Source organism: Pantoea coffeiphila (assembly GCF_016909495.1).
Taxonomy (GTDB): Bacteria; Pseudomonadota; Gammaproteobacteria; order Enterobacterales; family Enterobacteriaceae; genus Erwinia; species Erwinia coffeiphila.
In genome coordinates this window covers 243,863-263,726 of the sequence record NZ_JAFBFW010000005.1, presented here as the reverse complement: position 1 = coordinate 263,726, position 19,864 = coordinate 243,863, and the positions used below count along the sequence as shown (strand labels likewise).

The following is a 19,864-nucleotide window of genomic DNA, read 5'->3' as shown; positions in this document are numbered from 1 at the left end:
GCATTTCCGCAGTCGTGCAGTACTTTAAATACTTACGTCATCAGAAGTCGTAAGACATCGACACTTTCAACTGTCGCGGCGTGCCCTGGTAAATATAGGTGCCGCCGCTCTCCACGCCAGACCAGTAGCGTTTATTGGTGACGTTATCCACGCCCACGCGCCAGACCAGGTCGTTGTCCTGCACCTTCATGCGGTAGCGCGCACCGAGATCCAGCGTGGTATACGCATCCAGCTTTTTGGTGTTCGCCGCGTTGGCATATTGCGAACCGGAGTGGGTCAGGCGCGCGGTGGCGGTCAGACCGTCGATTGGCTTGATGTCATACTCCGCGCCCAGCACGGTGTAAAACTCGGCTACGCCCACCGCGTTCTTACCGTCGTTGGTGCCGTTCTGAGTTTTGGTCATTTTCGGATCGAGCCAGGTCGCGCTGCCGTTCAGGCGCAGGCCAAATACCGGCTCGCCGAAGACGTTCAGCTCCACGCCACGGTTACGCTGCTCGCCGTCCAGCGAGAAGTATTTGGTTTCAGGGTTGGTCAGCCCTTTCGGCTTTTTGATTTCAAACAGCGCCAGCGAGCCGCCGACCCGGCCTGAATCAAACTTCACGCCCACTTCATTCTGCTTCGCCAGCGAGATACCAGAAACGGTACCCGGATTAGCCGTAGCCGTTGACGGTGCCGTCTCGCCCGGAGACAGCGACTCGATGTGGTTAGCGTAGAGAGAAATCGACTCCCACGGTTTGAACACGATACCGTAGGCAGGCGTCCAGCGATTTTTGGTGAAGCGCTCTTTGTCCTTCTCAATTGCCGTACCGTAATAGTAGTTGCGCACCACCACTTTCTGATGGCGAGCACCCAGGGTCAGCAGCAGCTTGTCGTCAAACATTCCCAGCGTATCCGACAGCAGGAATCCCTGGCTGCGCACGCGACTGGTTGGGCGCGGAGAGTTGAGATCGCCACCGAATGAGGTCATCTCCGGCGGGTTAACGGCGGAAGGCTCATAAATATTGGTGCCAACGGCTTCGGCCGCTTTCGCCATGCCGTAGGAGGTTTTCTCACGACGGTTCATCGCCGAATAGCCGAGGTTAACGCTGTGGTTCACCACGCCGGTGGCAAACTGGCCGCGAATACCGGCCTGACCGCTGAAGGCATCGACAAATTTATTGGTATCCATACGGCCAATCACCGCATTGCCGCTGGCATCCGTAAGTTTCGGCGTGCCGTAGGCACCGTATTCGTGAGAGTGCTGCCCGCCGAGCGCACCGTACAGCGTCCAGTCCGGGGCAACGTAATACTCCGCGCGCGCCATGCCGAATTCGCTTTCCAGGTTACTGTATACCCAGTCCTGGCTGTAGTTACTGGTGGCTTTCGGTACTTCAGGAATGAAATCCACGCCGCTGACGTTCACGCCCAGCCGACCGCCGTGGAAGGCCTGCTTCTGATAACCCATATCGAGGGAGGTGCGCAGCCGATCGCCGCGATAGTCCAGGCCGATGGAGGCCAGCGTGGTGCGGCGTTTCTCATTATCCACCGCGGTTTCGCCTTCTCGGTCCAGCAGGTTAACGCGCGCGCCCCACTGATTGTTGTCGCCAAAGCGGCGACCGGCATCAATGCTGGCACCCAGCTGGTTTTTGCCGGTGTAGTCAACGCCTACGCGGGTCAACGGCACATCATCCGCGTGTTTAGGTTCGAGGTTAATCATCCCGCCCACGCCGCTCGACGCGCTGCCGTTCATCAGCGCATTGGCACCTTTGAACACCTCAACACGCTCCACCATCTGGGTCGATACCACCTGGCGCGGCATCACACCGGACAGGCCGCCGAAGGTCATGTCATCGCCGTTGAGATCGAAGCCGCGAATGCGGTAGGTCTCCGCAAAGTTACCGTAGCCCTGCACGTTCTGGATCGACGCATCGTTAGCGACCACATCTTTGATGGTTTTGGCCTGCTGATCCTGAATCAGTTTGGAGGTGTAGCTGACGATGTTAAACGGCACATTACGCGCGTCCTGCTGGCCCAGCATCCCCATGCGGCCGCCGTTCGCTACCTGCCCGTCAAGATAGGCAGGAACCAGCTTATCGCCGCCTGGAGTGAACTGAGAATCAGCAGTCGCGGTGACCGTCAGTGTCTGCTCGTTGCTGGCTGGGGAGGTTGCGGTTTGACGGGTTTCGGTTGCTGCCATGGCTGGCAACGTTGCAGCGCCGACGGCCAGCGCCAGCAGTTTCAGGCGGAATCGGCCAGAGGGGGAATATGAAGCGGACATCTCTTATCCTGTCTGTGTATGGAATGATAATACTTATTATTGAGCTTGCGATTATCCGACTCATTCTTTCCAGATCAAGCTAAAAATTCGCGCTGCGAAACAGGATTGCCCTCTCCGGTTAAGGAGAGGGATTGCAGCAGGAAGGAATTATCGCCGGCGCAACAACCAGATAAAGCAGGGGGCACCGATAAAGGTTGCCAGCAAACCCGCCGGAATTTGATAGGGAAAAATCACCACCCTGCCCAGCAGATCCGCCAGCAGCATCATACTGCTGCCGATGGTAGCCGCCGCGGCCAGTTGCGGTAGCGGCCGGTGCCAGCCCAGCAGGCGCGCCAGATGTGGAGCCATTAAACCAACAAAACTCAGCGGGCCAATCATCAGCGTGGCGGCGGCGATCAGTCCGGCCGACAGCAGCAGGATCAACAGCCGGGACTTGAGCATCGGCACGCCAACGCTGGATGCCGTCACGCCGCCCAGCGGCAGCACCGTCAGCCAGCGGCGCAGCAGCGGGATCAGCGCCAGCAGCAGCACGGCCAGCAGCGATACGCCCAGCGCCTGCTCACCGGTTACCCGATAAGTTGAACCTGCCAGCCAGCTCAGCACCACGCCGCTGCGCGGATCGCCGCTGGCGAGGAACAGGGTCAGCAGCGTGCCGTAAATGGTACTCAGTGCAATCCCCACCAGCAGCAGCCGGGTGGCGGAAAACCCTTCCCGGCGGGAGAGCATCACCATGACCCCCAGCGTCAGCATCGCCCCCGCCGTTCCGGCAGGCAGCAGCCAGCTATCCACATCACCGGAGACGAGGAACATCAGCAGCACAATGGCACAGGCCGCGCCGGAGCTGACCCCCAGCACTTCCGGGCTGGCCATCGGGTTACCGGTCATCCGCTGTATCAGCATGCCGGACGCCGCCAGCATCGCCCCCGCCGCCGCCGCAGCCAGTACGCGCGGCCAGCGCCACTGGAGCAATGAGAGGTCGGAAATGAGCCACTGCCCACCGTCACCGCTGAACAGCGCGGCGGCGATCAGCAGCAGCAGTCCGCCCGCCACCAGCAGCGGGAGATAACGCGAGGCTCCGCGTGCACGTTCGGTGACCGGGGCAGCGGAGTTCGCCACCTTGGTATGACGCAGGCGCGGCAGCATCCACAGCATCAGCGGCGCACCGATCAGCGCGGTCACCGCGCCCGTTGGCAGCTCGCGCCAGTGGTGGGCCAGCAGCATCACCGCCTGATCGCTAATCAGCAGCAGGCCCGCCCCCAGCGCTGCGGAGCAGAACAGCCGGGGGCCGAGCCGCCGCACGCCCAGCAGCCGGGTCAGCACCGGCGCGAACAGGCCGATAAAGCCAATCACCCCCACGCTGGCAACGGTCAGCGCGCTCAGCGCCACGGCCAGCAGCAGTCCGCTGATGCGCACCAGCGCCAGCCGCATGCCCAGGTTGCGCACCACGCTGTCGTCCAGCCCCAGCAGCGTCAGCGGGCGGATCATCAGCACAATCAATACCATGGCCGCCAGCATACGCGGCCAGAGAAACTGCACCGCGCTCCAGTCATACTGGTTCAGCATGCCGCTGCTCCAGATAAACAGGTTTTGTAGCCGTTCGTGGTTAAACAACGCCAGCAGGCTTTTTATCGCCCCGCTGTAAAGACCGAACACCAGCCCGGCAAGGATCAGCGTGACCGGCGAGAGCTGCCGCCCCCAGGCGATAGCCAGCACCACCGCCCCGGCGGATAAGCCTCCGGCCAGCGCCGCCAGCTGCTGGCCCGTCTCTCCCCATGCAGGCGCAAACAGGATCGCCAGCGTCAGGCCGAGCTGAGCACCGGCGGCGACGCCAAGCGTTGACGGTTCGGCCAGCGGGTTACGCAGGATCTGCTGAAACAGGATACCCGCCACGCCCAGCCCGGCACCGACCAACAGTGCCAGTACCGTGCGGGGCAGCAGGCTGAAGTGAAACAGCATCTGGCTGACGTCGCTTTCATCGGGTGCAGTAATCGCCTGCCACCACAGCTGAAAATCCAGCTGATGCATAAAATTTCCTGCCATCAGCGCCAGCGCTAATACCGGTAAAACCAGCCATAACCCGCGGCTCATACCCTGGCCTCCAGCGTCTGTTCCAGCAGCTGACAGAAACGCAGCGCGGAAAAGTTAGCGCCGAAGAACCACACCGCTGGCAGCAGATGCAGTTTCTCTTCACGCACAAACGGAATACTGCGCCACAACCGGGCATGGGCGATCTCGCGCATCGGATCATCATCGCCGTGCAGGAAGCAGAGCGCCCGCACGCCCTCCATCTTCGCCAGGCGTTCAATCCCGACGATGGTACTGCCCCACTGGTTGGTTTCCCCCTGCCAGGCGCTGTTCAGCCCCAGACGGCTCAGAATATCGCCGAACAGGCTGCCCTTGCCGAATACCATCACCCGGCGGCTGTCGAGGAAGCTGAACATCAGCAGCTTTTCCTGCCGGTAGCCCTGTAGCCGCTCTGCGCTGGTATTCAGCCGCCGATCCATGGCGGCCAGATAGCGATCGGCCTCGGCGTCTCTGCCCAGCAGGCTGCCGAGCGTATGAATATCGGCCACGGTGCTGGCCAGCGGCCCGCGCTCTGCGGTGCTGAACTGGCTGGTCCACTGCGGGGAAAGCGTGCTGATGCGTTTGGCGTTTGGGCCAAAACCGCGCGATAGCAGCATCAGCGACGGCTTGAGGCGCTGCAGCAGCTCAAGATTGGGCTCGTTGCGCAGCCCAACGTCAATGACATCAGGGGCGAGAACCGGCTCCACCACCCAGCGGCGATAGTTAGGCAGATCGGCAACCGCCAGCGGCATAATCCCCAGCGCCAGCAGCAGCTCCACCGGCCGCCATTCCAGGGCAATAACCCGGTGGGGATCGGCAGGCGCAGCCAGGAGTCCCGGCGTGACAAAAAGCGGCGAACACGCCAGCAGCATCAACAGGCGACGGCGGGTATGCTGTTCAGAGGTTAAGGTCATAACGTTAAGGCATCAATTTACGAATGAGTCGCATTATGCCTGAGCCGTCGGTCAGCGCCAAAAAAGCCGGGCGTTGATCCGATAAACGATCGCCGATGCCGGTCATCGCGCCTTTGATGAAAAATTTTTCATATTGATTGATGAAAATCCCTCCGTCGTTCGTTTCTTCATTGAATTATGCCGTTCGCGGAGAACCGGGGCTGCTATCGTCCCCGGCACGCCTGCGCGGATACGGGCTGAATTATGCTACGATAAGGGTTTACCGGAAGGATGCCGGATTTCGCATAACATACTGTAATCATACATTTTACCTGTCTGCCAAAGGGAGTTACCGGATGTCCACCCAACCTGATGCGGACCGGCGCTGATCGATGCCAGTGACCGGGGACAACACAGAGCACACGACGGAAATCAATACGCAGGCCGTAACCTGGCTGGTGCGATTGACCTCGGGTGATATCACCAGCGATGAGCTGGCGGCTTTTGAGCGCTGGCGCAGCGCCGACAGCCGCCATGAAGCCGCGCTGGCGGATGCGCGTGGTCTGTGGGTCAGCATGGGGATGTCGCTGGAAAACTACTATCAGCCGGATGCCCTGAGCGGTATCTCTCCGCACGAGCAGGCGCGCCGCCGCTTGTGGCGCTGGCAGATTATGCTGCCCACCGCGGGGCTGCTGCTGTTCTCGGCAATCATGACCCAAAACTGGCTGTCGCGCTGGCAGTACGATCACTATACCTCCAGCGGGGAGCAGCGCATGCTGGCGCTGGATGACGGCAGCCGCATGTGGCTGGATGCCGACAGCGCGGCGGATGTGCGGGTGAATTCCGGGCAGCGCTTCGTGCGGCTGGCGCGCGGTGAAGCCTTCTTCGACGTGGTGCATAACCCGGTACAGCCGTTTATCGTTGATGCGGGCGTTGGCGAAGTCAAAGTGCTGGGCACCGCCTTTGGCGTGCAGCGTGATGGCGACGGTATGGTGGTCACCGTGGAGCGCGGCAGGGTCGAACTGAGCCGCAGGGATCATCCCGATATGCAGCTGAACGCGAACCAGCAGGCGGAGCTGCACGGCGGGCAGGACAGCGCGAAAATCACTTCGGTCAATGCCGGCCAGGTGCTCTCCTGGCATCAGGGGCAGCTGGTCTTCGAGGAGCAACCGCTGGGGACCATTCTCGCCACCCTGAAGCGCTACGATAAGCGGGTGATCGTGTTTAACAGCGAGCGTCTGGCGGCGGTTAAGCTCAACGCCATTATCGACATCAACCATCTCGACGACTGGTACGACGGCCTGCAGCAGTCGCTGCCGGTGAACATCAGCCGGGTCGGTCCGGTAGTCTGGCTGCGCGAGCGCAAATAAGCGCTAAGGCCACCGCCTTAGCGCCCCACAGTCAGTCGCCGTCCGCCAGTTCGTTCAGCTGTGCCATGGTCAGCAGCTCCCAGCTTCCTCCCTCATGCAGCCGCAGCGCCTGCCGATGAAAGCGCATCACGCTTGGCCGGTGCCCGACGCTGATCCACGCCGTTCCCACGTCTTCCAGCAGTTGATACAGCGCCGCTTCGGTCTGCAAATCGACGGCGCTGGTGGCTTCATCCAGGAACAGATAGCGCGGCTTAATCAGCAGCATACGGGCGAAGGCAATGCGCTGCTGCTCGCCCAGCGACAAAACGCGCGGCCAGTCGGCCACCCGGTCCAGCGGACCGTGGCGCGCCAGCAGATCGCCGAGGCACACTTTATCCAGCAGCGCCGCCAGCGTCTCATCGCTGACCGGCGACTGCGCCGCGGGATAACAGATCTGGCTACGCAGATCGCCTTCAAAGGTATAGGGGCGCTGGGGCAGGAACAGGCAGCCCCCTTCCTCCTGCGGCAGCGTCACACTGCCCTGCCCGGTCTGCCACAGCCCGCCGATGGCGCGCAGCAGCGAGCTTTTCCCCACCCCGGTGCGGCCAACGATGATCAGGCGGCTGTCTTCCGGCAGCTCAAGATTAAGGTTTTGCACCAGCGACTGCTCGCCGCCGGGCGTTTTCAGGCTGACGTTGCTCAGCGCAATGGTTTTACCGGGCTTCATCACCAGATGATTTTTTTCATCGACCTGATTTTCCTGCAGCTTAAGGAAGGTTTCGTGGATCTCCGCCAGTCGCACCACGTTCGGTACGGTCTGGCTGAGCATTGGGATATAGGTGGTCAACACCGACAGGCTATTCAACAACATGGTAGCCGAAGCGGTGGCCTGTGCGATGCTGCCGTAACTGATATCGCCACGGAAATAGACCGGCACGAGGATAATCAGCGGCAGATAGTTCCACACCTGGCCCACACCCTCGTTCATCAACTGCATATAAATACCGTAGACGTTTGCCCGCATCTGTTTGCGGGTGGCGTTGAGCAGCCGGGTGCCGATATGGCCGACTTCTACCGACTCGCCGCGGTAAAACGCAATATTCTCCGCATTGTTGCGCACGTGGGTCAGCCCGTAGCGCAAATCCGCTTCGGCCACGGTGACGTCGAAGTTTTGTTTAATGGTGGGCCGGTTGATGTAATACATCGCCACCGCCTGGAACAGCGCAAAACCGATCACCCCGAAGAACATCGGGGTAGAGATGCTCATCATAATGGTGGTCTGTACGCCCATATCCATCAGCGAGCCGAGGAACTGGCGAGGGAACGCGCCCACCGTACCGCAGAATGGTTCTACCTCCTGCTGAATGCGCTGATCGGGGTTGTCGATCTTCTCATCCTGCAAAATATGGTAGTAGGCGTGGCGGTAGAGGTAGTTATCCATAATGTATTCGGTCAGCCAGCGCCACCAGTGCATCGCCAGCATCGAATCGATCAGCTGCTGCACCAGATCTGCACCGAAGCGCAGCACGCCGAGCACCGTCAGCCAGGTAAACAGCTCCCAGTAGAGATCGGTGCGCTTATCCACCAGCGCGTTGGTGACATCGGCGGTCAGCTGGGTGAATTTCGCCCCCGCCAGGCTGAAGCCGCCCATCATCAGGCAGAGAATGCCCACCGTCAGCCAGGATTTCCATGCCCCTTTACGGGTCCAGTAAGGTGCGGCCAGCTGCCACACGCGGCGAAAGAACAGGCGATTTAACCGGTGCCGGTTTTGATCGTTTTTCAGTTCCGATAACATCACGGCCATCAGTCATACCCTGCGAAAAATTAAGAAAATCAGACCGCCCGGGCCTGAAGATGAAATGAATCGGAATCGGCATCCGGCGAGGCCTCTTCGCGATGCTGCGTCAGCCGCCACTCGCCGTGAGCCAGCAGGTGCAGCTTCTGCGGATGAAACTGCAGCAGCGTTTCGCGATGCCCGACGCTGATGCAGGTGATATTCGCCTCGCCGAGTGCGCGATAGGCCTGGCGTTCGGTTTCCACATCCATCGCGCTGGTGGCCTCATCCAGAAACACATAGCGCGGCTGGCGCAGCAAAATGCGGGCAAACGCCACCAGCTGCTGCTCGCCCAATGACAGCACCTTGCGCCAGTCCTTAATGCAGTCCAGCCCGCCCTGCTTTGCCAGGAAATCCGGCCTGCCGAGGCGAACAAACGCCTGCTGTATCCGCACATCCTCCGCGCTTTCCGCCGGTTCCGGGTACAGCAGCTGGGAGCGTAAATCGGTGAGGATCATGTAGGGCTTCTGCGGAATAAACATCAGCTGCTGATACGGCGGCAGCTGTATCTCGCCTTCACCGCGCCGCCACAGCCCGGCAATCGCCCGCAGCAGCGAGCTTTTACCCACACCGGTCTGGCCGGCGATCAGCGTGTGCTGGCCTTCTTCCACGCGCAGGGAAAGGTTGCGCACCAGCTGCTGTTCGCCACCGGGCGTGGCGACATCCACCTGTTCCAGCACCACGATCTCCCCTTCGCGATGGCGGATGCGTGCCGCCTCCTGCACCCGTCGGGGATCGTTGAGCTGATTGAATTTTTCCTGAATCTCGGACAGTCTCACCACGCTCGGCATGGTGCTGGTCATGGTGGGAATAAAGTTAGAGATCACCGACAGGCCGGAGAGCACCATCGCCGCCGCCGCCCCGACCTGATCGATCGAGCCGTAGGCCACCTTGCCGCTGAAGTAGAGCGGCACGACAAAAAAGATCGGCAGCAGGCTGAAGATCAGGCCCATCACCTGATTCACCACGCTCATGCGGATGCCGTAAAAAATCATCGTCATTTTGACTCTTGCCACATCGCGCAGCCGCTGGTGCAGCCCCTTTCTTTCGCTGTTTTCACCACGATAGAAGGCGATGGTTTCCGCGTTATCACGCAGGTGCATCAGCCCGGTACGCATACGCGCCTGGGCCACGGTCAAATCCCAGCTCTGCCGGATCGTCGGGTTATAGAGCCACATGGAGACCAGCGTGTTCACTCCGGCATAGATCACCACCGCCCAGAACATGCCCGGCGAAACCTGCACAATAATGCTGGCCTGCACCGCAATGGTCATCAGCGAGCTGAGAATAAACTGCGGGACACCGATCACCGTCTGGCACACCGACGGCACTTCCTCCTGTAACCGCTGGTCCGGGTTATCGATAAAGCCGTCTTTCTCAATTTCATAGTAGGTGCGGTTGTGCATATAGGCGTTGAGCAGATGGTTCGTCATCCATTTACGCCAGTCCAGCAGCAGCCAGGCACTGAACCAGCTGGTGACCTGCAGCGCCAGGGTCTGCATCAGGCCCACGAAGGTCATCCAGATCATAATCCGCCAGTAGATGCTCTGTTTGGCCACCAGCGCATTGGTGGAGTCCGCCACCAGATTCGAGATATAGCCGCCGACCAGGCTGAAGGCGGCGGCGGAGGAGAGCAGCATCGCCATAATCGACCACGCCTTCCAGGCCTCGCGACGGCACCAGTAGGGAGCGCTCAGCGTCCAGAGCCGACGAAAAAACAGCGCGTTCAGTTTATAGCTGCGGGTGGCAGCAGGTTGTTCATCAACTGACATGGCAAATATCCACAGGGTTTCCAGATATCCAGAGAACGATCAAGCCGCCGTTAATCCACAAACGTACGGGAAAATTGTGGAAAAATGCGGCCTGACTCGTTCTGTCTGCATCGAACTTTCCCGATATATCCCCTGTTTCTGGAGCCTGCATGAACGACGTCACCACCACCCCAAATCTCGCGGCCGCGCTGCCCGAGATCCCTTTCCAGCGCGTTATCCTTGATAACGGCCTGACCCTGCTGGTGCTTGAAAACGCAGATTCACCCACAGTGGCGGTCCACGTGGCCTACGGCGTTGGCGCGAAGGATGAGCCCGTCGGTCGCTTTGGCCTGGCGCATCTGATGGAGCACCTGATGTTTTCCGGCAGCGCCGCCCTGCCGGGCAGCTATATCAGCCACCTGGAGCGCGCCGGAGCCGAAGGGCTGAACGGCGTAACCAGCGCCGATATCACCCAGTTTTTCCAGTCGGTACCACCGGGATCGCTGGACTATACGCTGTTTGCTGAAGCGGACCGGATGGGCTGGCTGGCAGGTGGACTGTCGCCGCAAGCGCTGGAAGTGCAGCGCGATGTGGTCACTCGTGAAATGGAAGAGAACGAGCTGCAGCCGCTGGGCGCGGTGCAGGGAGCGATCCTGCGCCATCTGTTTCCGGCGGAGCATCCGTATGCCCATAAAGTGGCCGGTGAACGTGCCGATTTACAGCAGGTCAGCTATGCCGATGTGCAGGCGTGGAGTCAGCATTTTTACCGGCCTGACAATGCGGTGATTACCCTCGCGGGGGCGGTCACCACTGACGCCGCGCGGGTAAAAGTGCAGCACTGGTTTGGCAACATCGTACCGGGCACAGCACGGGAAACCGTGCAGCGCTGGCTGCCTGCGCTGGCGCACGAAAAACGCCTGCGGCTACAGGACCACATCGACAACCGGCTGCTGCGCATCTGCTGGACAATCCCAGCGTTCGGGGAGGAGGATGCCACCGCGCTGGAGCTGTTTGCCGGGGTGCTGGCCGATACCGCCTGGTCGCCGCTGGTGGTGCGGCTGATGGTGGATAATCAGTTTGCCACCGAGATTTCGGCCTTCGTGGAATCCGGCATGCTGGCAAGCTATTTCAATCTGCGCATCGAACTGCAGCCGGGCGTCAGCGCGGACGAGGTGGAGCGCCACACCCTGGCGGCGCTGGACGAGATGCGCACCAGCCCGCTGAACCCCGACCTGCTTCAGCACAGCCAGCAGCAGCTGCTGGAAAATGCGCGATCCGAGTGGGCCGATCCCCTGACGCTGGCCGCCGCGCTGGGCCGCCACGAACTCTCGCCGCAGCGCGCCGAAGGTCTGCGCCAGCGGGTGGTTCAGGCGCTGAACATGCCCGCTGAAACCGTGGTTGCGGCGGCGCAGCGCTGGCTGCATCAGGGGAGGCTGGTGGTCACCGTCGATCCGATTACTACCGTGGCCGCCCGCCGCGATCCCGCCCCCGCTCTGACCCCACCGCCGATTACCGTCGCGCCGCTGGCCCCAGCGCCGGTTGCCGAACGGCGGATCTTGTCAAACGGCCTGAAGATCGTTGTGGTTCCGGCAATGCAGCCGGGATTGCTCAGCGCCAGCCTGATCGTCAACGCCGGATCGCAGTTCGATCCCCCGCAGCACGACGGCCTGGCGCAACTGGTTGCCGGGCTGGTCGCAGGTGGTGAAAACGACGGTATTACCCTGGAACAGTGGCTGTGGTCGCAGGACGCGGGCATCGCGCTGGACGTTGGCGCAACCAGCATCGCGCTGAGAATGCAGATGCCGGAGCCGAATGCCGCACAGGTTTTCCATCACCTGAGCGCGGTGCTGCACCGTGACCCGACCTCGACGGAAAGCGTGGAGGCGCACCGCGAGCATTACCGCCAGGTACTCAACGATCTCGACAACACGGCATGGGCCTTACCGGCGATTAGCTTCCCGCCGCAGCACCCGCTGAAGCGCCCGGCGTTTATTCAGGGCACCCCTGACGGACTGGCGCAGCTGACGCCCGAGGCGGCGAGTGCGTTTTATCAGCGGCACTATCAGCCGCACAATGCCACCCTGCTGCTGCGCAGTTCGCTCCCCGTTGAACAGCTCATCGCGCTGCTGGAAAACAGCCTGGCGCAGTGGCAGCCCGGCGCGGTGTCGGCCCCGGAGAAACCGGCAATCCCCCCGGCCGATAGCGCGGGCGCACTGCTGCTGATCGATAACCCCGCATCGGCGGTGAGCACGCTGAAGGCGTGGTTTGTGCTGCCGGGCAGCGGATCGTCGCACGATGCCGCCGTGCAGCTGATCCATCCGCTGCTGGCCGCCAGCTTTGCCTCGCGCATTAACTTCGCCCTGCGCGAGGTGGATCGCCTGACCTATAACGTCACGCCGCTGATGCAGTCGCTGCCGGGCAGCCGCCTGCTGGGTTTTGAACTGAGCGTGGCCGCCGGGAGCACTCTGGCGGCGGTGCGCGCCATTCGCCGCGAATGCGATGCCCTGCTGGGCGACCGCCCGCTGACCGCGCAGGAACTGGCCGGGCTGATCCAGATCGAGCAGCTGCGGCTGGGCCGTCCGGTGGGCAATGACTTCGAGGCGCTGTGCCAGCAGGAGTCGCTGCTGCGCGAAGGGCTGCCGGAGGATTACCGCCAGCGGCTGCTGGGCGCACTGGCCGACATGAGCGTGGACCGGATCGATCCCCTGTTACGCCAGACGATCGCACCAGGGTATGGAAAATGGCTGATTGAAGGCTCCGTGAGCGCGATTGCCGACGAACTGTCGGCCATTCTGTCGCTGCCCGCCGGGCATTTCCCGCCTCAGCCGGAGGATCTGTATAAATAAATTTTTTTACCGCCGGTTTTTCGTTGCGATGTTTTCGCCGCTGATTCGTTCACTCAGAGATAACACTAACTCATGACTGGAATCACACTTTATGGCATCGAAACACTACCACTCCTGGCTGATGCTGGCGGTGCTGGGCGGGAACCTGGCGGGCGGCACCTCCGCGCTGGCACAGCAGGCAGCCCCCGCCGGAGACAGCGCTACCCAGGCACTGCGGCATAACTTCAGCATCCCCGGCGGCGGCTCGCTGGCCGGGGCACTGCTGGCCTTTGGTCAGCAAAGCGGGCTGCAGCTGATTGCACCCAGCGAACTGACCAGCGGGCTTTCCAGCGCCGGGGTCAGCGGCAGCTACCCGGCGGATGACGCGCTGCGCACGCTGCTGTCGGGCACCTCGCTGGGCTTTAAATACGTCAGCACCAATACCATCCAGATCTACAGCAACACGGTGGCCTCTACCGACGGCACCGAGGTTTTGGGCGCGGTGCAGGTGGACGGCGCGCTGGACCAGGCCACCGCGATCGGCGGCGTCAACGGCAGTACCGATATCACCGCCACCGAGGGCTCCGGCAGCCTGAACGGCAGCATGCTCACCGTCGGATCGAAGGGGGCCACCAGCGTCAAGGACACGCCGCAGTCGGTCAGCGTGATCACCAGTGAAACCATGCAGCAGCAGGGTATTCGCACCCTGAACGATGCGATGCAAAAGGCCACCGGCATCACCGTTCAGCAGGGCAACAACTCCCGCGAGCAGGCGTTTTACTCACGCGGCTTTCAGATCACCCGCGCCAGCATCGACGGCGGATCGCCGATCGATATCAGCGGCGGCACCAACTTCAATAAACGCTTTTCACCCTCTTTTGATATGTCGATGTACGATCACGTGGAGATCCTGCGCGGTGCCGACGATCTGTTTAACGGCTTCAGCACCACCGGACCGGGCGGCACCGTCAACCTGGTGCGCAAGCGCCCGCTCGATCACTTTCAGCTAAAGTACGACGGCTCGGCGGGCAGCTGGGATAACTACCAGAACTCGCTGGACCTCAGCTCACCGCTGAATGATGCCGGTACGCTGCGCGCGCGCGCCGTGCTGACCCGCAAGGACAGCCACCATTTTTACCGTACCGCAAAAGATGAAAAAACCGTGGCCTACGGCATGCTGGAGGCCGATCTCACCGACTCAACCCTGCTAACCTTCGGCGGCAGCTACCAGCGCATTCGCGGCGTGCCGCTGTCTAACGGTCTGGCACTTTACTCGGACGGCAACGACCCGCACTTCAGCCGTAAAACGGCGTGGGTGTTTCCGTGGGAAAAAGCCGACTCCGACACGCGTGAAGTTTTCGCCAAGCTGGATCAAAAAATTGGCGACCGCTGGAACTTCAATTTGAACTACAGCGGGCTGTATCAGCGCAACAGCACGATTTATTCTAACGTCGCCGGGAGCATCATGCCGGATACCGGTCTGTTCTCAGCCGATCCGATTACCGCTGACGGCGGTAACAGCAACAACAAACAGTTCTCTTTTGACTCCACGCTGGCCGGTGAATTTGATGTCTTCGGCCTGCCGCAGAAGCTGACCCTGGGCGCTAATTATTCCAAACAGAGTTACTGGATGACCTCGCCGGATGCTGAAAGCAATACCGGCGGCTGGTTCGGCAACACCGGTCCCTCAATGGACCCCTGGAACTGGGATACTTCGGTACCGGCACCGTCCATCCCGTCAGGTTATTACGCCTATCTGAGTAGCGGTTCCTCGATCAACTGGGGGATGTATTCGCAGCTGGTGCTCACGCCGTGGAAGCCGCTGCACTTTGGCTTAGGACTACGCCTGAACGCCTATAAAAGCAATACCCACACCAGTACCGCCAACGACCAGAGCGACACCAGCGAATTTACCCGCAAGTGGGAAAGCCCCTACTACTCGGTCAGCTACGATATCAACGACGATCTGAGCTGGTACGGCAGCTATACCAAAATCTTTATTCCGCAGAGCAATATGATCTCGCCCTCCGGTCAGCAGATCGATCCGGAAACCGGCAGCAATCTGGAAACCGGACTCAAGTACGCCCAGCCGGGCGGTATGCTGAACGCGTCGCTGTCGCTGTATCAAATCCGCCTGGTGAATCAGGGGCAGCTGATTGGCGGAAACTCCGTCGATCTGGGCGGCGGCCGCCAGGGCTATTACCGCAACGCGCCGGAAGCGGATATCAGCAAGGGCGTGGATCTGGAGATCACCGGCAGCGTGCAGCCGTGGTGGCAGACCTCACTGGGCTATACTTACAACTTTAATAAATCGTCTTCATCGCCGGACGGCCTTAACGACAGCATTACGACGTTTACCCCAAAGCACACCATCAAATGGTGGAACGACTTCCAGTTTAACGATGCCGGGGAGACCTTAAGCAAGTTCAGCTTTGGCGTTGGCGTGCAGGCGCAGAGTAAAACCAAACAGCTCGGCACCTTGTACGACGAGAAAACCGATACGATCCGCAACTACAACGCCAACACCGCGTTCTATGCGGTGTATTCCGCCAGAATCGGCTACGCCATTAACCGCAACTGGAGCGTTGCCCTGCTGGGCAATAACCTGTTTGATAAAACCTACTACTCTACCGTCGGCGGCACTTTCGGCGGCTACTGGTACGGCGATCCGCGTAATTTTGTGCTGTCAATTAGCGGCACCTTTGACTGACCGGCTGGTCCGTTGGCCATTATCGCCTGTTGCTGCACCCCGAATGATCGTTCGGGGTTTTTTATGCGCCGAATTCAGCACGAAAAAAAACCTGCCCCGGGACTGATGCCGGTCACTTAAAACCATGGCATCAGGCCCGCGGGCAGGCTTTTTACTTCAGGGGATTATGCGGCGTCCGGCGCCTGCTTCAGCAACAGCAGGAACCGTTCTCTGAACAGCTGGGTACGCTGCGGTTCTCCCGCGGCAAAATCCTCGTGATACAGCGCTTCCTTCTGCACGTAGTCGGCAAACTCGGGTGACTGCTGCCGCCACTTCAGGTGCAGTGACTCTAATGCCCCTTCTGATTCCTCTTCCGGGATTGCCGCCAGCTGCGGCTCGATCCATGCCCAGCGCCGATCGGCCAGCGCCAGCTCCTCGCTGCTCCATCCCGCGCTAATCTGCCCCAGGTGGAACTGGATCTGATACCAGTGATGCTGAATGGTACTCGATGCCTGCGTATCGTTGAGCGCCGACGGCGGAGAGAGGATAAACAGCAGCGAACAAAGATGCTGCTCCAGATCCTGCCCGCTCTGGCAGCTATCGTGATGCGCGCTGGCCTCCTGCTGAATCGCCAGCCACGCCTGGCGCGGCGTCTGCTGGCCGTTAAGATAGCTGTGGGTCAAAGCCAGCCAGCGCAAACGCAGCGCGTTGAGCGGCGCGGACAGCACGCTTGCCCAGCGAACATCAGCATCTTCCAGCCACTGCGCCAGCAGGTGCAGCGGGGCATCGCCGTAGGCTTTACCGCTCGCCAGTACGGCGATCAGCTCGTCGATCTGCTGCGGGGTGACGAAGTCGAGCACCTCTAGCCACAGCGCCAGCGCGGGCGGCAGACCGGTAACGCGCTCGAAAACGTCCAGTGATTCCTGCCCGGCCAGCACGTAAGGCGCGGTCAACAGATCCTGCGGGCGCGGGAAGGCATAGTGCGAGATCTCAGCCGCCAGCGCGGTCACTTTCAGGCGGTTTGTCAGGAACGCCCGCAGCGCATCATCGCCGTAGAACGACGACCACGGCTGCACCTCCGGCACCACCACTTCCCCCTCGGATTCAATGGCGATCCCCTGCGATCGCAGCCAGCCGTTGAGATCGGACAGGGAATCGACGCCCACTTTGCGCGCCACTTCGCTGCCGTTGCGGAACAGCAGCAGCGTCGGAATGCCGCGTACGCGGAAGCGCGGCAGCAGATGTTCATACTGTTCCACATCCAGCTTGGCCACCGTCAGCTGCCCTTCGGTTGCCGCCGCCACTTTCTCCAGCAGCGGGGCGATAGCCAGGCAGGGGCCGCACCAGGGTGCCCACAGATCCAGCAGCACCGGCTGGGAAGCATGGTTCAGGGCGTCGTCCAGCGTACTGTCCGTCAGGTTAGTAATAAGGTCAGACATAGTAACTCCATGATGTTGGAACAAGATTAGGTGTAATGAAGCGGCTTTGTTCAGTCATACAGGGCATCGCCGCCGTCGTTGATAAACTGCAATCCAGCCGGGAACAGCGCGGCCAGTTCGTCCCGGAACAGGCTGATATCCCCGGCGACCACCCACGTCAGCCGCTCGGGGGAAAACAGCTGCTGCGCCAGGTCGTTAATCTGTTCCAGGGTGATGTCAGCGATGCGCTGCTGGTGGCTTTGCCAGAAATCATCGGGCTGCTCACTGCGTGCCAGCCAGGAGATCATGTTGTTGAGTCCGGGCAGGCTTTCGGCACTGCTGCTGAAGCCGAGCAGGCTGGTGCGGCGCACTTCTTCCAGCTCGTCCGACGTCACCGGACGGTCAGCGATTAGCGCCCGGTATTCCGCCAGGATCTCGCGGATCGCATCGCCGGTGCGGTCGGCCTGCACTTCAGTCAGTACGTAGTGCGCCCGCTGCTGAAAATCGTTAATCAGCCGCCCTTTCGCGCCGTAGGTCCAGTTTTTGTCTTCCCGCAGGTTGAGGTTAATGCGGGAGGTAAAGCCGCTGGCGAAGACCGCGTTCAGCAGCTCGAATCCGGCTTCATCGGTGCCGCTGACGCCCGGCAGCAGCGAAGCCGCCGCAATGGCGGTTTGCTCCGCGCCGGGAATATCCAGCAGCCAGATGCGCGGCCGCGGCGGCTGTTCGGCCTGCGGCACAACAACAGCATCCCGCGGTAGCCCGGCCAGCCGCCCCAAGGACGCATTCAGCAGCGGCAGCAGCTGTGCCAGCGTGGTGTCGCCGGTGACAATCAGCGTGGCATCCTGAATATTCAGCAGCTGCGGCACCGCCGCCGTCAGCGCGTCGAAGGTGGTCTGCGCCAGCCCGGCAAACGTCCCTTCCGGCCCGCCCGGCACCCGGCAGGGATGGCCTGCGGGATAGATCAGGCCCGGCAGAACGCGCTCGACCAGCGCGCTGGCCACCTGCTGCTGTTCGGTCAGCGCATCAAGCTGGATAGCGCGCTGGCGCTCAAAATCGGCCTCCAGCAGCACGCTGTTTGCCAGGCGATCGCTGAGCAGCGCCAGCGAAGCGGGCAGCTGCGGACTGCGGCAGGCGAGCAGCAGGGAAAGATGACGCAGCCGCCTGCGCAGCCCCATGCGGCAGCCCAGATCGCGACAGGCCTGACTGAAGGCAAAGGCATCGCGTTCACCGGCTCCGGCCTGGTTAAGCAGTTCGCTCAGCAACTGATGCTGGCCGGGATGCGGCAGCGCAACCGCAGGCAGCAGCAGGTCGAGGTAAATATCGTTCTGGCCGTGGCGCTCCAGCAGCACCAGCCGGATGCCGTTATCCAGCCGGGCATGCTGCGCCTGCGGCAGCACCAGCGGCACCGGAGGCTGAATTACTGGCGGTGTCGTGCGCGGCGCGGCGGTGGCCGACTCATCGGTTCTGGCCCTGAAGGGGTCAATTTCCAGCGTGTAGTGCGGGCGGCTCAGCCAGCGCTGCGCGGCCTGATGCAGATCGTCAGGCGATGCTTCATCCAGCTGGCTGAGCTGCTGGCGAAAAGCATCGGCGTGGCCCAGGGTGACCCGGCTGACAGAGAGCAGCGCGGCAATCTGCGCCGACGTTTTATAGCTGTCGCGGAACAGGTTAAGCGCATCGTTTTTCACCTCGCGCAGGCGCGGGCCATCGCAGGGCTGCGCAAGGAAAGCGTGCAGCTCATCCAACAGGCTCTGCTCCAGCGCGGCCAGCGACTGCCCCTCGGCGACGGTGGCGCTGAGAATAAACTGGCTGCACAGCGCACCGTCGGCGACTTCGGCCTGCACGCTGCTGGCGATTTTCCTGGCGTACACCAGGTTTTTTACCAGCACCGACGACAGGCCGGAGGCCAGATAATCCGCCGCCAGTGACAGCAGCGTGGCATCCGGGCTGCCCGCCGGGGGAATATTCCACACCAGCAGCAGCGTGCCACTGGCGACGTTCGCCTGATAGCGATCGCGGCGCTGCGGGGTGATATCCGCGATCCAGCTGTCGGGCCGGGTCAGCGGCTGGCCGGGTGGGATATCGCCAAACCAGTGGCTGACCTTCTCCCGCGCGGTAGCGAGATCAATATCCCCACACAGCGCCAGTACCGCATTGGACGGCGTGTAGTATTTGCGGAACCAGCGCTGCACGTCGCCCAGCGTGGCGGAGACCAGATCCGCCTTTTCACCGATAACGGTATGCGCATACGGGTGTTCAGCGGGGAAGCAGCCCCGCGATTTAAACTCGTAGAGCTTGCCGTACGGGCCACTTTCGGTTTCCAGTTTCTCATTGAGCACCACCCGCCGCTGCTGATCCAGCGACGACTGGCTGATGCTGTCGCAGAAATGCCCCATGCGGTCCGACTCCATAAACAGCGCATAGTCGAGCGACCCGGTCGGCAGCGTGGCGTGATAGGTGGTGCGATCGGTGCTGGTATAGGCGTTGAGGTTGGTGGCCCCGGCGCGGGTCATATGTTCCAGAAACGAGCCGGGCGCATGCTCGCTGCCTTCGAACATCAGATGCTCGAACAAATGGGCGAACCCGGTCATCCCTGCGGGTTCATCTTTAGAACCGACCTGGTAGATCAGCTGATACGACACCAGCGGCACGTCGCGGTTTTCAGCCACGATAACCGTCAGTCCGTTATCCAGCGTGAAGGTGCCGGTGGGAAAAGCGATATCGGCCAGAGGCTCGCGCTTATCCGATGCGGGTTGTGGCGTGAACTGCGTAGTCAAAATCAATCCT

The 19,864-nt window shown here is 61.4% G+C and carries 10 protein-coding genes; 3 read left to right on the top strand and 7 right to left on the bottom strand.

All coding sequences use genetic code 11. The annotated features are described in order from the left end of the window. Positions 1-40: 40 nt before the first annotated feature. The 3 genes from JOE09_RS17485 to fhuD form a co-directional block, all read right to left on the bottom strand. Complete coding sequence (locus tag JOE09_RS17485; protein WP_205066639.1) at positions 41-2,257, bottom strand: TonB-dependent receptor; 2,217 nt, start codon at positions 2,255-2,257, stop codon at positions 41-43. A gap of 147 nt (positions 2,258-2,404) precedes the next feature. Further along, positions 2,405-4,345, bottom strand: a complete 1,941-nt coding sequence (gene fhuB / locus JOE09_RS17480) for a Fe(3+)-hydroxamate ABC transporter permease FhuB (protein ID WP_205066638.1) — start codon at positions 4,343-4,345, stop codon at positions 2,405-2,407. Further along, the gene (fhuD, locus tag JOE09_RS17475; protein WP_205066637.1) at positions 4,342-5,235 is read right to left on the bottom strand and encodes a Fe(3+)-hydroxamate ABC transporter substrate-binding protein FhuD; all 894 of its coding nucleotides are present in this window, start codon (positions 5,233-5,235) and stop codon (positions 4,342-4,344) included. Before fhuD ends, fhuB begins: the two co-directional genes overlap by 4 nt. 371 nt (positions 5,236-5,606) lie before the next feature. On the opposite strand from fhuD, the gene JOE09_RS17470 reads away from it, so the two are divergent. Next, positions 5,607-6,584: a FecR family protein gene (locus tag JOE09_RS17470; RefSeq protein WP_205066636.1), complete on the top strand. Its 978-nt coding sequence runs from the start codon at positions 5,607-5,609 to the stop codon at positions 6,582-6,584. A 31-nt stretch (positions 6,585-6,615) separates the two neighbouring features. Here the strand turns inward: JOE09_RS17470 and JOE09_RS17465 are convergent, their stop codons facing one another. Continuing rightward, positions 6,616-8,367, bottom strand: coding sequence for an ABC transporter ATP-binding protein/permease (locus tag JOE09_RS17465; RefSeq protein WP_205066635.1), 1,752 nt, complete (start codon positions 8,365-8,367; stop codon positions 6,616-6,618). 29 nt (positions 8,368-8,396) lie between these two features. Continuing rightward, entirely contained in the window at positions 8,397-10,169 is a 1,773-nt protein-coding gene (locus JOE09_RS17460; RefSeq protein ID WP_205066634.1) for an ABC transporter ATP-binding protein/permease, read from the bottom strand. A 149-nt stretch (positions 10,170-10,318) separates the two neighbouring features. On the opposite strand from JOE09_RS17460, the gene JOE09_RS17455 reads away from it, so the two are divergent. Continuing rightward, the gene (locus JOE09_RS17455; protein WP_205066633.1) at positions 10,319-12,994 is read left to right on the top strand and encodes a M16 family metallopeptidase; all 2,676 of its coding nucleotides are present in this window, start codon (positions 10,319-10,321) and stop codon (positions 12,992-12,994) included. A gap of 91 nt (positions 12,995-13,085) precedes the next feature. Continuing rightward, a complete protein-coding gene (locus JOE09_RS17450) occupies positions 13,086-15,683 on the top strand; it encodes a TonB-dependent siderophore receptor (RefSeq protein ID WP_205066632.1) in 2,598 nt (865 codons plus the stop codon). Between the two features lie 164 nt (positions 15,684-15,847). Here the strand turns inward: JOE09_RS17450 and JOE09_RS26320 are convergent, their stop codons facing one another. Next, positions 15,848-17,101, bottom strand: coding sequence for a thioredoxin family protein (locus JOE09_RS26320; RefSeq protein ID WP_205066631.1), 1,254 nt, complete (start codon positions 17,099-17,101; stop codon positions 15,848-15,850). Positions 17,102-17,151: 50 nt separating this feature from the next. Continuing rightward, on the bottom strand, positions 17,152-19,854 hold the full coding sequence (locus JOE09_RS17440; protein ID WP_239553153.1) for a M16 family metallopeptidase: 2,703 nt from the start codon (positions 19,852-19,854) through the stop codon (positions 17,152-17,154). Positions 19,855-19,864 lie beyond the last annotated feature (10 nt).

Excerpts from the sequence above, each read along its gene's own strand:
- JOE09_RS17485 (WP_205066639.1), bottom strand. The coding sequence starts at position 2,257 with ATGTCCGCTTCATATTCCCCCTCTGGCCGATTCCGCCTGAAACTGCTG.
- fhuB (WP_205066638.1), bottom strand. The coding sequence starts at position 4,345 with ATGAGCCGCGGGTTATGGCTGGTTTTACCGGTATTAGCGCTGGCGCTG.
- fhuD (WP_205066637.1), bottom strand. The coding sequence starts at position 5,235 with ATGACCTTAACCTCTGAACAGCATACCCGCCGTCGCCTGTTGATGCTG.
- JOE09_RS17470 (WP_205066636.1), top strand. The coding sequence starts at position 5,607 with ATGCCAGTGACCGGGGACAACACAGAGCACACGACGGAAATCAATACG.
- JOE09_RS17465 (WP_205066635.1), bottom strand. The coding sequence starts at position 8,367 with ATGGCCGTGATGTTATCGGAACTGAAAAACGATCAAAACCGGCACCGG.
- JOE09_RS17460 (WP_205066634.1), bottom strand. The coding sequence starts at position 10,169 with ATGTCAGTTGATGAACAACCTGCTGCCACCCGCAGCTATAAACTGAAC.
- JOE09_RS17455 (WP_205066633.1), top strand. The coding sequence starts at position 10,319 with ATGAACGACGTCACCACCACCCCAAATCTCGCGGCCGCGCTGCCCGAG.
- JOE09_RS17450 (WP_205066632.1), top strand. The coding sequence starts at position 13,086 with ATGGCATCGAAACACTACCACTCCTGGCTGATGCTGGCGGTGCTGGGC.
- JOE09_RS26320 (WP_205066631.1), bottom strand. The coding sequence starts at position 17,101 with ATGTCTGACCTTATTACTAACCTGACGGACAGTACGCTGGACGACGCC.